The organism is Arsenicicoccus dermatophilus, assembly GCF_022568795.1.
Lineage (GTDB): Bacteria > Actinomycetota > Actinomycetes > Actinomycetales > Dermatophilaceae > Arsenicicoccus > Arsenicicoccus dermatophilus.
Genome location: NZ_JAKZHU010000001.1, coordinates 159,041 through 171,211, shown reverse-complemented (window position 1 = coordinate 171,211; position 12,171 = coordinate 159,041). Strand labels below are relative to the sequence as shown.

Here is a 12,171-nt window from a genome sequence, read left to right as displayed (position 1 = left end):
TTCTCACGCCGCGGACGCGGACGTGCGGTCGGGGCGCGTGGGGTCGGCAGCAGGTATGCCGTCAGGGGCATCCGGAGCCGGCCGCCGACGAGGACGCCGCGGGCCGGAACCGCCGGTGAGTCCGCGGGAGACCACGAGGCGCTGGACGACGCCGAGGAGCAGGTCGACCACCAGGGCCAGGACGGCGACCAGGACGCCGCCGCCCGCCATCCGGGCATAGTCGTGAGCGGCCTGGCCGTCGATGAGGTAGCGCCCCAGGCCCCCGATGGACACGGTGGCCGCCACGGTTGCCGTGGCGACGACCTGCATCGTCGCGGACCGCAGCCCGGACACGAGCAGCGGCATGGCGCAGGGGATCTCGACGTGGCGCAGGACCTGCGAGCCGGTCATCCCCATCCCCTTGGCGGCGTCGCGGGCGGCGGGGTCGACCTGCTCGACGCCGCTGACGGTGCCCGCGAGGATCGGGGGGACGGCGAGCACGACCAGCACGAGCACCACGGGCACGAGGAAGGCCGCGTCGCCGCTCAGGTGCGGCCCGAGGAGCAGGATCGCCAGGAAGAGCAGCCCGAGCGTGGGGATGGAGCGGGCGCCGTTGAGCAGGTTGACGACCAGTCGCTTGCCGCGGCCGGTGTGGCCGACCCACAGTCCTGCGGGCACGGCGATCAGCGCGGCGAGGGCGACCGTCAGCGCCGTGCAGGCCAGGTGCTCGACGATGCGCGTCGGGATGCCCTCGGGACCGGACCAGCTGGCCGGGTCGGACAGCCAGTGCATCAGGGAGGAGATCATGCCTCCGCTCCCGTCCCGCGACGCCAGGGGGTGAGGGCCCGCTCGGCGAGGGTGATGGCGGCGTCGAAGGCCACCGCGAGCAGCACGCACGCGACGATGCCGACCACGATCGGGGTCAGGAAGCCCACGGCGAAGCCGTCGGTGAACAGCACGCCCAGCTGGGGCTGCCCGATGAGGGCGGCGACGCTGAGGACCGACACGTTGGAGACGGCGGCGACGCGCAGCCCGGAGGCGATCACGGGTATGGCGAGCGGCAGCTCGACGGTGAGCAGCCTGCGGACCCGACCGATGCCCATCGCGGTCGCGGACTGCCGGGTGTCCTCGGGCACCGAGCCGAGCCCGTCGACGACGGTCCGGACGAGGAGGGCGACGGTGTAGACCGTCATCGCCACAACGACGTTGAGGGGGTCGACGATCCGGGTGCCCAGGATCAGCGGCATGAGGATGAACAACGCCAGCGAGGGAATCGTGTAGAGCAGCCCGGACCCGAGCACCAGCGGCTGGCGCAGCCAGGGCAGGCGGGTGGCGATCCAGCCGAGGGGCAGGGCGATCAGCAGCCCGACGACCAGCGGGACGGCCGCGAGCCAGGCGTGGGTGAGCAGCAGGTGCAGGACGTCGGGCAGGTTGTCCTGGAGCCAGGTCACGCGGACTCCCCGGGGGCTCGCTCGATCTCGGCGAGGATCTCCGGGCCACGGACGGTGCCGACGAACCTGCCGTCCTCGTCGACGAGCACGCCCTTGCGGGTGGGTGATGACAGCGCGGCGTCGAGGGCCGCCCGCAGCGACCCGTCGGCCCGGGCCACGGTGCCGCCGCGGTGCAGCAGGCTCGGCTCGACCCGGTCGTCGAGCGCGGCCACCCGCGCCCAGCCCTGTGGGCGCCCGGCCTCGTCCAGCGCGAGCACCCACGCGGCGTCCCCGGCGACCCGCCGCACCTCGTCCAGGCCGTCGCCGAGCCGCACGGTGGGCTCGGGGTGCAGCGGCATCCGGCCGGCGTGGGTGAAGGCGAGACCGCGATAGCCGCGGTCCCGGCCGACGAAGTCCGCGACGAAGTCGTCGTGCGGGTCGCGCAGCAGCCGCTCGGGGGTGCCCACCTGCGAGAGCTGCCCGCCGACGCGCATGACCGCGATCCGGTCGCCGAGCTTGACGGCCTCGTCGATGTCATGGGTGACCATCACGATGGTCTTGCCGAGCTCGCCCTGCAGGCGCAGGAACTCGTCCTGCAGCTGGTCGCGCACCACCGGGTCGACGGCCGAGAAGGGCTCGTCCATGAGCATCACCGGCGGGTCGGCCGCGAGCGCCCGGGCCACGCCGACCCGCTGCTGCTGACCGCCGGACAGCTGCGCCGGATAGCGCCGGGCGAGCGCGGGGTCCAGGCCGACGATCTCGAGAAGCTCCATCGCGCGGGCGCGGGCCCGGGCCTTGTCCTGCCCCAGCAGCCGCGGCACGGTGGTGACGTTGTCCAGGATGGTGCGGTGCGGGAAGAGCCCGGCGTGCTGGATGACGTAGCCGATGCCGCGGCGCAGCTCGTCCGGGTCCATCGAGGCCGAGTCGACCCCGTCGATGGTGATCGTGCCGCTGGTGGGCTCGATCATCCGGTTGATCATCCGCAGGCTGGTCGTCTTGCCGCAGCCGGAGGGGCCGACGAAGACCGTGATCTGCCCGGTGGGGCACTCCAGGGTGAGTCCACCGACGGCGGTCGTGCCGTCCGGATAGGTCTTGGTCACGTCGTCGAAACGGATCATCCCGTGCGGTCTCCTGGGCCTGGCGGTGGTCACGCCCGTGGGCGCCGGCTCGTACCCGAGCCACCGTACCTACCAACCGACCGACGGTGGCGATTGCGCAACGGCCCGTCACCGATCAGTCCCCTTCGGGGGACGGGTCCCGAGCCGGTGGGCGACGGACGGCCCTGGGCGGCGGCCCGGCATACGCTCTGGGGCATGACTGCTCGTGTGATCGCCTTTGCCCTGGACGTGCTCGTGGAGCCGGGGACGAGCCGCCCGTATGCCGACAGCCAGGGTGTCCTGGACCGGGTCCTGTCCGCCGGCTCCCGTCCGGTCGTGGTGGCGGACGCCACGGGCCGGGGACGCGCGGACGAGGCGCTGCACGCGCTCGGGGTGGACACCGCTCGCGTGGCCGTCGTGGACCCGGCCGAGCTGCCCGGCGTCGACGGACTCACCCTGGTGACGGACCTCCCCGGTGCTGCGACCGCGGCCGTGCGGGAGGGCGCGGCCAGCCGGGCCGTGTGGGTCAACCGCCGCGACCGGCGCGAGCTGGAGGACGTGCTCACCCTGTCCACGCTGGACGGGGTGCCGGAGGCGCTACTCTGCTGAGAGCCCTGGCTGCCGGAGCGCCGCGAGCGCACCCGTCGGTCAGGCCCGGGCGGCGACCTGAGTGCGGCACGGCTCGGCCACGGCGGTGTCCTGGGGAGCCCGGCCAGGCGGACGTGCTCGGCCACGGGGCGGGGTGCGTGGATCGGGCCACCGTGCCTGCCCGGGCACGGTGCGGCCCCGGCATGCCGATCGCGCGCCAACCGCGGAGGCTGACGCGCGATCGGGGCCGAGGGGGGGTGGTGCGGCGGCCTCAGTAGCGCTCGCGGTGCAGGCCGGTGTCCCGGTGCTCGACGAGCGCCTCGTGGGTGGTGTGGCGGCGGGCGTTCTGCATGATCAGGGCGAGGGCCAGCGACAGCGCACCGGCGACCATGAGGATCATGCCGATCATCTGCAGGTCGACACCCTGGATCGGGTCGGCCACCGCGAACTTGAGGATGGCACCCACGACGAGCAGGAAGATGCCGAGTCCGATACCCATGGGTCTCTCCGTTCGGTCGTGCCCGCGAGTTGACGGGCTACTGCCTCAAGTGATACCCATCGTTGTTCCTTGAGCCAACTTTGGTGATGATCTTCACCCACTCAGCGCAACTAGGGCGTGTCTCTTAATGCTGGTAGCCAGAGGGTGATGGCGCGTAGGAGGATGCCGGCGCGGTAGGTGATGGCGAGCTTGTCGTAGCGGGTCGCGATGGCGCGCCATTGCTTGAAGCGTTCGAAACCGTTCTCGACGACGTGGCGTTTGGCGTACAGGCCAGGGTCGGTCTTCGGGGGCGCCCACCGGCAGAGCCGCGGCGTTTGCGGTTGGCGCGTTGGTCGCGGGGCTCGGCGATCGCGGTGGTGATCCCGCGCCGCCGGAGCAGCGCGCGGTGGGCTCGACTGGAGCAGGCCTTGTCGGCCATGACCGCGTCCGGGGTCGTGCGTGGGCGGCCCGGGCCTGGGCGCGGGACCCGTACGGCGTCGAGCAGGTTGGTGAACATCCGGCTGTCGCTGCCCTGACCAGGACCGAGCAGCACCGCGATCGGTCGCCCCTGGCCGTCGCACAGCTGGTGGACCTTCGTGGACAACCCGCCGCGTGACCTGCCGATGGCGTGGTCAGCCGGCTCGGACAGCAGATTCTTGTGATTCGACAGATCCCCCCGCGAGGCGGGTGGTGTTCGTCGCGTGCTGGTGGGCGCGGTTGATCGTGGAGTCGACAGCGACGTCCCAGTCGATGACCCCCGCCGCGTCCGCACGGGCCAGCAGAGCCGTCAGCACCCGGTCCCAGGTCCCGTCACCGGCGAACCGGCGGTGTCGCTTCCACACGGTCTGCCAGGGCCCGAACTCGCCCGGCAGGTCCCGCCACGCGATCCCGGTCCGGTACCGGTAGATGATCGGCTCGACCACGGTCCGGTGGTCACGAAATCGCCTGCCCCGCTTGCCATCCGCGCACGGCATGAACGGCTCGATCAGCACCCACTCGCTATCCGAGAGCACCTGCATCCGCGACATGACACCGACAATCGCGTGTCACCACGCTCACCTTTGGGAGACACGCCCTAGACCCCGCGCAGGTCCAAGGGAAGGACAGCCGGGGCTCCCTCTACCAGCACCACGGGGATGCCCCAGTCCTGCTGGTAGAGGTGGCAGGCCGCGTGCTCCGGGATCTCCCCGGTCACGGGATCGCCGTCGCAGGCGGCCGCCCGCACGCTGACGTGCAGGATCCCGTCACCCACCCGGTCGTCGAGCACCAGCCGTCGCGTCAGCCCCCGGGCGGTGCCGGCACCCTCGCGCAGCAGCGCGGGCGGCGAGGCCGAGACCATGAGCTGGGTGGGGTCGCCCCAGCGGGTGTCGAGCTTCTGACCGGTGGGTGGCACGAAGCTCACCTGCAGCGCCACCTCGCCCGCAGCCAGCTCGGTCGGCGGGCGGCGGGTGGTGTGCGACAGCCCGGTGACCTGCTGACCGTCCAGCCGTATGCCGAGCCGGCGCACCTCGTGGCCCGCGGACTCCACGACGGTCACCACCAGGACGCCGTCCTGCGGCGCCGCGGCCGGATCACCCGCCACCGTCACGTCGCTCGGCTCCCGCAGCCCGGTCGCGACGGTCGAGACCATCCGCGTGACCGGGTCGTAGCGCCGCAGCGCGCCGTTGTAGGTGTCGGCGACCAGGACGCTGCCGTCGGCCAGCGCGCAGAGCCCCAGCGGATGCTGCAGCAGGGCCTGCTCGGCAGGGCCGTCCACGTGCCCGAAGTCGAAGAGCCCCTGCCCGACCGGCGTCCGGAGCACGACGCCACCCGCGAGCCCGGCGGTCTCGTCGGCCAGGGTGACCTGCCGGATCGCGGAGGTCTCGGCGTCGGCGACCCACAGGGTGCGGCCGTCCACGGCGGCGGCCAGCCCGCTGGGCTGGGCCAGCCAGGCCTCCTCGCCGCGTCCGTCCCGGATGCCCTCGGCGGAGGTGCCTGCCAGCACACGGATCTCGTTGTCGGCCGGGTCGGCCCGCAGCTCCAGGGCCCACAGCTGGTGGGTGCCTGCCATCGCGACGACGAGGACGTCCTGCCACCAGGCGACGTCCCAGGGGGTCGACAGCTCCTGCTCCAGGGCCGGGCCCTCGCCGGAGCGCTCGCGCAGCTGGGTCCCGGTGCCGGCGAGGGTGACCCAGCGGCCGCTGCCCGTGTCCAGCCCCCGCACCCGGTGGCCCACGCTGTCGGCCACGACGAGGTCGTAGCCCACCCGCTCGGCCACCTCGCGCGGCAGCCGGCAGATCCCCTGCGGTTCGACGAGCGCAGGCTCCGCCGCCCAGCGGGCGACCTCGGTCGTCAGGTCCTCGGCCAGCCGGACCACCTCGTGGTGCGCGGTGTCGGTGACCACGACCCCGCCGTCGTCGGTCTCGACCGCCTTGCCGGGGAAGCGCAGGGTGGTGGCCGGGGCGGTCGGTGCGACATACGGCCCGTCGCCGCGACGCAGGGTGCCCTTGGCCTCGTGCTCCTCGAGGAGCTCGCGCACCAGGCAGGTGAGCCCCGGCCCGTGTCCCTCCCCCGACAGCGAGGCGACGACATAGCCCTCGGGGTCGACGACGACCAGGGTGGGCCAGGCGCGGGCGGTGTAGGCCTGCCAGGTGACCAGCTCGGGGTCGTCGAGGACGGGGTGGTGGACGGCATACCGCTCCACCGCGGCCGCGAGCGCCTCCGGGTCGGCCTCGTGGACGAACTTGGGCGAGTGGACGCCGATCAGCACCAGGGAGTCCGCGAACTCCTCCTCCAGCGGCCGCAGCTCGTCCAGGACGTGCAGGCAGTTGACGCAGCAGAAGGTCCAGAAGTCGAGCACCACGACCTTGCCGCGCAGCTCGGCCAGGGTGACCTCGTGGCCGCCGGTGTTGAGCCAGCCACGGCCGGCCAGCTCGGGGGCGCGCAGCCGCGGTCGCCTCATCGCCGTGCCTCCAGGTCCTTGTCGTGGGCGGCCATCCGGGCCAGCCGCTCGTTGTAGGCCCGCAGCTGGGCGTCGTCGTCGCGGTCGGCCTCGCGGTCGTAGCGTCGGGTCTCGCGCGAGTCCGAGCGCACCCAGTCCAGGACGACGAGCAGCGACAACAGCATGGTCGGGAACTCCCCGACGCCCCAGGCGATCCCGCCGCCGTCCTGCTGGTCCTGCAGCAGCTTCCAGCCCCAGCCCAGGTGCAGCGTCTCGTAGAACTCCCGGGCCAGGACGCCGGTGCCGGTCATCAGCGAGATGCCGAACCACGTGTGGAAGCCGATCGTGCCGAGCAGCAGCACGAGTCGCATCGGCGGGGTCCACTTGCGGGGGCCGGGGTCGATGCCGATGAGCACCCAGGCGAAGCCGTAGCCGGCCAGGATGAAGTGCACGACCATGAGCACGTGCCCGGTGTGGGTGCGCAGCGCCAGCTCGAACAACGGCGAGTAGTAGAAGACGATCAGGCTGAAGAAGAAGTTGACCGCGGCCACGATCGGGTTGGCCATGAAGCCCAGCCACCGCGAGTGCAGGGAGGCCAGCAGCAGCTCGCGCAGCCCGAAGGAGCCGTCCCGGCGCGGCTGCAGCACCCGCAGCGCCAGCGTGGACGGCGCCGCCATGACGAGGAACATCGGCACCGCCATCGACAGGGCCATGTGCATCGACATGTGCCAGGAGAAGGACACCTTGCCGTAGACCCCGGGCGCGCCCTGGGTGGTGTGCAGGAAGATCAGGTGGCCGACCAGCCAGGCGACGGTGCGCAGGACCGGCCACCGGTCGCCGCGACGGCGCAGGATCCGCACCCCGTGCAGGTAGAGCCCCACGGCGACGAGCGACAGGGACAGCCACAGCCAGTCCACGCGCCAGGTCGTCAGCCAGGACCAGGCGTGCGGCTCGGGCGGGGCGGGATAACCGGTCAGCGACTCGACCGGGGAGATGCCCGGGCGGGACTGGGGCACCGGCGGGGCCGACCGGGACAGCGCCACGCCGAGCCCGACGGCCAGGCCCATGACCGCCGTCTCGATCGCGGCGAACCTTGCGAAGCCCCTGCCGACCTCGGGGTGCTCGCGCAGCCTGGCGACATACGCCCGACGCTGCTGCAGCCCGATCAGGGCCAGAGCCACGAGCAGGGCCACCTTGACCAGCAGCACCAGGCCGTATGCCGAGCCGAGAGCGCCGAGGGAGCCCACCCGGAGGGTGGCGTTGAGCACTCCCGAGAGGGCGACGAAGGCCAGCGACCAGGTCGCGACCGTGCTGTAGCGCTCGACGGTCGTCGCCAGGGCGGGCGCGTCCAGGCGCGGGCGCAGCACGAGGATGCCGATCAGCCCGCCGAGCCACAGGACCGCGCCGACGAGGTGGTACTGCAGGGAGGTGACGGCCGTGTCGTGGGCGGTGCCGCCCGCGGCGTGCCCGGCCAGACCGAGGGGGAAGCACGCGACCAGGCCCAGCACCAGCATCCAGGCCAGCGTGAAGCGTGACCGGCCGACCGCCGCGCCCGTGGTCACCGCGATGGCGAGCAGGGACGCGAAGACCATCGCCTTGAGGGCGTCGAAGGTCATCGCGACTGCGCCGAACTGGTCCCCGAAGCCCGGGTCCAGCGGCGACATGCCGGCCGCCCCGGCGAAGGTCAGCACCACGCCCAGCAGCCCGGTGACCGCCCACACCATCCCGGTGGCGCCGGCTGCGCGGGCCGCGGCGACCCGCCGGCTGCCCTCGGCGTCGTCGGGCACCAGCATCGTGCCCACGAGCAGCAGCCCCACCGTGGCGGCGAAGGCCACGTCGTGCAGCGCCCGGACCAGCGGCAAGCCCCAGCGCACGAGGGCACCCGGGTCCGCCAGCCGGTCCACGGCGAAGGCGCCGCCCGCGAGCCCACCCAGCACCACGGCGACCAGGGCGGCCAGCAGGGGGATCGTCGGGACGGAGCGCCGCAGCGCGGGGGCGGGGTGGGCGAGACCGGTCACCGCTCCAGGCTAGTCCTCGACGGCCGGGGTGCTCGGGCGTGGCCCGCACCGCAGCCGTGCCCGCCATACCGCCGCCCCGCTCCCCACCCCCGAGCCCGCGCGGCGGGCACCGACCGACCGCGCAGGGGTCACCGCCCGCTCCGCGGCCGTCCCCCACCCGACCGCGTCAGGCTGCGCGGGCCCCCGTCGCCGTGCGCCCCTAGGGTGGGGACATGCCCATCCACCCGGCGCCCCCGACCGATCTCCCCGGCCTCGTCGCGGCCTTCACCCACACGGTGCAGGCGGTGATCGACCTCGGCCGGCGGCTCACCGACGAGCAGCTCGAGCTCCCGACCGACTGCCCCGGCTGGACGGTCAAGGACCAGATCAGCCACGTGGTCGCCCTGGAGGCTCACCTGGAGGGTCTGCCCGAGGCGGAGGTCGAGGTCCCCGAGCGGGACCATGTGCGCAACGAGCTGGGCCGCTTCACCGAGCGGGGCGTCGAGGCCCGTCGCTCGCGGCCGGGGCAGGACGTGGTGCGTGAGCTGGAGTACGTCCTCGGCCGGCGGGTGGCCGCTCTCGGCTCCCCCGGCCTCGAGCTCGACTCCGTGGTCCCCACGCTGCGCCCCGAGGGCGGACCGGTCGGCGACCTGCTGCGGCAGCGGTGCCTGGACGTGTGGGTCCACGAGCAGGACATCCGCACCGCCATCGACGAGCCCGGCAACCTCGACTCCCCCGCGTCCGCGATCTTCGTCGACGAGGCGGTCCGGACCCTCCCGTCCGCCATCGCCCGCCGCGCCCAGGTGCCCGTGGGCGACACCGTGATGCTCGAGCTGACCGGCCCGGTGACCACCCGGATCGGCGTCCGTGTCGACCCGGGCACCGAGGAGGACCCGCGTCCCGTGGGCACGGTGCTGTTCGGCGGCGGCGCGGAGGCCTCGGGCACCGGCACCACCACGACCTCGCTGCGCGCCATCGACCCGACGACGCAGGTCACCGTCATCAAGCTGTCGACCCGGGCGTTCGAGCGGCTCGCGGCCGGGCGGCGCGACGTCGACGACGTGACCTACACCGTCGCCGGAGGTGACCAGGACCTGGCCCGGCGGGTGCTGGGTCAGCTGTCCTTCGTGCCCTGACCGGCGGGGCGGCCGACCGCGGGCAATGCCTGGGGCGACGCCCGTTCCTGCCCGATCCGCCACACCTTGTCGACACACGGACAGCAATCAGGCCCGGGCAAACCTGAGCGGACGTTGAGATTCAGGTCTTGACGGATCTTTTTAGTTGTATGCTGCAAGCAAATGAATTACTCCGACCCTCGACACGAGGCCGCCTCCCGGCTCGCCACCGCCCTCAGCGGTGTCATCCGAGCCGGCTTCCTGGTCAAGCAGGCCGTCCCCACCACGAGCACGGGCGTCGACCACGGCGCCCTCCCGGTGCTCTTCACCGTCCACGAGCAGGAGCGGCGGGTCTCCGACATCGCCGGGATCTGCCACACCGACGTCTCGACCACCAGCCGCTACGTCACCGCCCTCGCCCAGCAGGGGCTGGTCAGCAAGGAGCCCGACGAGCACGACCGTCGGGTCTCGGTCATCCGGATCACCGACGCCGGCCGCGAGGCCGTCGACGTGCTCCGGCGCGGCCGCTCCCAGCTGTTCGCCCAGATCCTGCACGACTGGGAGCTGGACGAGATCGAGTCGCTCACCCGGTCGCTGGACCGCCTCGTCGCCAGCGTCGACACCTACCTCCAGACCATCCGCACCACCACCAAGGGAGCCTGATGGCCACCGCCACCACCCCCACCGCACCCGCCCGGCACGACGGGGAGCTGTCCCACCAGCAGATCCTCACCATCATCCTGGGCCTGATGGCCGGGATGTTCCTCGCCGCCCTCGACCAGAACGTCGTCGGCACCGCCATCAAGACCATCGCCGACGACCTGCACGGGCTCGACCAGCAGGTCTGGGTCACCACGGCCTACCTCATCACGTCGACGATCTCGACGCCGATCTACGGCAAGCTGTCCGACATCTACGGCCGCAAGAAGTTCTACCTGGCAGCCATCACGATCTTCATCGTCGGCTCCGCCCTGTGCGCCTTCGCCGGCTCCATGTACCAGCTCGCCGGCTTCCGAGCCATCCAGGGCCTCGGCGCCGGTGGTCTGATGTCCCTCGCTCTCGCCATCATCGGCGACATCGTCCCGCCCCGGGAGCGCGCGAAGTACCAGGGCTACTTCCTCGCGGTCTTCGGCACCTCGTCGGTCATCGGGCCGGTCCTCGGTGGCTTCTTCTCCGAGCGGGCCGACATCCTGGGCCTCAAGGGCTGGCAGTGGATCTTCTTCATGAACGTCCCGATCGGCCTGATCGCCTTCGCCGCAGTCACCGCGACGCTGCACCTGCACCACGTGCCGCGCAAGGCCCGCATCGACTGGGCCGGCGCCACGACGATCGTCGTGGGCCTGGTGCCGCTGCTCCTGGTCGCCGAGCAGGGCCGCATCTGGGGCTGGACCTCGCGCAGCTCGCTGCTGTGCGTCGGCATCGGGCTGCTCGGCCTGGCGGCCTTCGTCTGGTCCGAGGCCCGCGCCGGTGACGACGCGCTCATCCCGTTGCGCATCTTCCGCAACCGCACCATCGTCATCGCCCTGTCCGGCGGCTTCGTGATCGGCGCCGGGATGTTCGGCGGCATGATGACCATCCCGCTCTACCTGCAGATCGTCCACGGCTCGCGGCCGATGGAGTCGGGCCTGCAGATGCTGCCGATGGTCCTGGGGATGATGATCTCCTCGATCGTCTCCGGGCAGCTGATGACCCGCACCGGCAAGGTCCGCATCTACCCGATCATCGGCGTCACCCTGATGACGATCGTGCTCTTCCTGCTCTCCCGCATCGGAGCGGACACCAGCCTCACCCTGGTCATGGCCTACATGTTCTTCTTCGGCCTCGGCCTGGGTCTGACCATGCAGCCGCTCACCCTCGCGGTGCAGGCAGCGGTCGACCCCCGCGAGATCGGCATGGCGACCAGCTCGGCGACCTTCTTCCGCCAGATCGGTGGCACGCTGGGCGTGGCGATCTTCCTGTCGGTGCTGTTCAACTCGCTGCAGGGCAAGATCGGTGACGCCTTCAAGGCTGCGGCCAAGGACCCCTCCTTCGGCACGGCGCTGCGCGACCCGGCCGTGGCGGCCTACTCCCCCGAGTCGGCGGCCCTCGTCAAGGCCATGACCACGGGCAAGACCAGTGGCGCGCTCGGGAACGTCGGCAGCGACTCCTCCGTCATCGGCGCGCTGCACCCGACCCTGTCGCACCCGATCAAGGTGGGCTTCTCCGAGTCCATGGACACCGTCTTCCTGCTCGGCGCCGTCGTCTGCGCGCTCGGCGCCGTCGTCCTGCTCTTCCTGCCCGACCTGACCCTCTCCGACCGGTCGGCCATGGCCACGGCGGCGGACGAGCGGGCCCGGTCCATGGACCCTCTCCCCGCGGACGCCTCGACCGAGGACCGCGAGCTGCACGCCGGCCTGCAGAAGTTCCTGCTCGACGCAGCGGCCGCGGAGACCGGCGGCCACACCCTGGAGGAGATCCCCTCCCGGGAGTGGCAGGAGGACACGGCGCGCGCCGCCACCCGTCGCTCCTGACCCCTCGACGGGTCCGGCCCGGCGTGCGCTGTCGTCGCAGCGCAGGCCGGGCCGGGC

The 12,171-nt window shown here is 72.5% G+C and carries 11 protein-coding genes and 1 pseudogene; 4 read left to right on the top strand and 8 right to left on the bottom strand.

All coding sequences use genetic code 11. The annotated features are described in order from the left end of the window. Positions 1–3: 3 nt before the first annotated feature. The 3 genes from MM438_RS00795 to MM438_RS00785 are packed head-to-tail and all read right to left on the bottom strand — an operon-like array spanning position 4 to position 2,527. On the bottom strand, positions 4–786 hold the full coding sequence (locus tag MM438_RS00795) for an ABC transporter permease (RefSeq protein WP_241449486.1): 783 nt from the start codon (positions 784–786) through the stop codon (positions 4–6). After that, positions 783–1,430, bottom strand: coding sequence for an ABC transporter permease (locus tag MM438_RS00790; RefSeq protein WP_241449484.1), 648 nt, complete (start codon positions 1,428–1,430; stop codon positions 783–785). The genes MM438_RS00795 and MM438_RS00790 overlap by 4 nt, the downstream gene beginning before the upstream one ends. Next, a complete protein-coding gene (locus tag MM438_RS00785) occupies positions 1,427–2,527 on the bottom strand; it encodes an ABC transporter ATP-binding protein (protein ID WP_241449482.1) in 1,101 nt (366 codons plus the stop codon). The genes MM438_RS00790 and MM438_RS00785 overlap by 4 nt, the downstream gene beginning before the upstream one ends. A gap of 195 nt (positions 2,528–2,722) precedes the next feature. Here MM438_RS00785 and MM438_RS00780 point away from each other — a divergent pair, with 195 nt between their 5' ends. Continuing rightward, the gene (locus tag MM438_RS00780) at positions 2,723–3,115 is read left to right on the top strand and encodes a hypothetical protein (RefSeq protein WP_241449469.1); all 393 of its coding nucleotides are present in this window, start codon (positions 2,723–2,725) and stop codon (positions 3,113–3,115) included. A 250-nt stretch (positions 3,116–3,365) separates the two neighbouring features. Here MM438_RS00780 and MM438_RS00775 read toward each other — a convergent pair whose 3' ends face one another. The 5 genes and pseudogenes from MM438_RS00775 to MM438_RS00760 all read right to left on the bottom strand — a co-directional run bounded on the left by MM438_RS00775 (position 3,366) and on the right by MM438_RS00760 (position 8,510). Continuing rightward, positions 3,366–3,593: a DUF6458 family protein gene (locus tag MM438_RS00775; RefSeq protein ID WP_241449467.1), complete on the bottom strand. Its 228-nt coding sequence runs from the start codon at positions 3,591–3,593 to the stop codon at positions 3,366–3,368. Positions 3,594–3,703: 110 nt separating this feature from the next. Next, a pseudogene (locus MM438_RS16885) lies at positions 3,704–4,176 on the bottom strand (transposase). A gap of 28 nt (positions 4,177–4,204) precedes the next feature. Beyond that, entirely contained in the window at positions 4,205–4,600 is a 396-nt protein-coding gene (locus tag MM438_RS16880; RefSeq protein ID WP_277627934.1) for an IS5 family transposase, read from the bottom strand. Positions 4,601–4,647: 47 nt separating this feature from the next. After that, complete coding sequence (locus MM438_RS00765) at positions 4,648–6,513, bottom strand: NHL domain-containing thioredoxin family protein (RefSeq protein WP_241449458.1); 1,866 nt, start codon at positions 6,511–6,513, stop codon at positions 4,648–4,650. Next, a complete protein-coding gene (locus tag MM438_RS00760) occupies positions 6,510–8,510 on the bottom strand; it encodes a bifunctional copper resistance protein CopD/cytochrome c oxidase assembly protein (protein WP_241449456.1) in 2,001 nt (666 codons plus the stop codon). The genes MM438_RS00765 and MM438_RS00760 overlap by 4 nt, the downstream gene beginning before the upstream one ends. Before the next feature lie 212 nt (positions 8,511–8,722). Here MM438_RS00760 and MM438_RS00755 point away from each other — a divergent pair, with 212 nt between their 5' ends. The 3 genes from MM438_RS00755 to MM438_RS00745 all read left to right on the top strand — a co-directional run bounded on the left by MM438_RS00755 (position 8,723) and on the right by MM438_RS00745 (position 12,114). Then, the gene (locus MM438_RS00755) at positions 8,723–9,625 is read left to right on the top strand and encodes a maleylpyruvate isomerase family mycothiol-dependent enzyme (protein WP_241449450.1); all 903 of its coding nucleotides are present in this window, start codon (positions 8,723–8,725) and stop codon (positions 9,623–9,625) included. Positions 9,626–9,787: 162 nt separating this feature from the next. After that, a complete protein-coding gene (locus MM438_RS00750; RefSeq protein WP_241449448.1) occupies positions 9,788–10,267 on the top strand; it encodes a MarR family winged helix-turn-helix transcriptional regulator in 480 nt (159 codons plus the stop codon). Then, entirely contained in the window at positions 10,267–12,114 is a 1,848-nt protein-coding gene (locus MM438_RS00745) for an MDR family MFS transporter (RefSeq protein ID WP_241449446.1), read from the top strand. Before MM438_RS00750 ends, MM438_RS00745 begins: the two co-directional genes overlap by 1 nt. Positions 12,115–12,171: the final 57 nt, after the last annotated feature.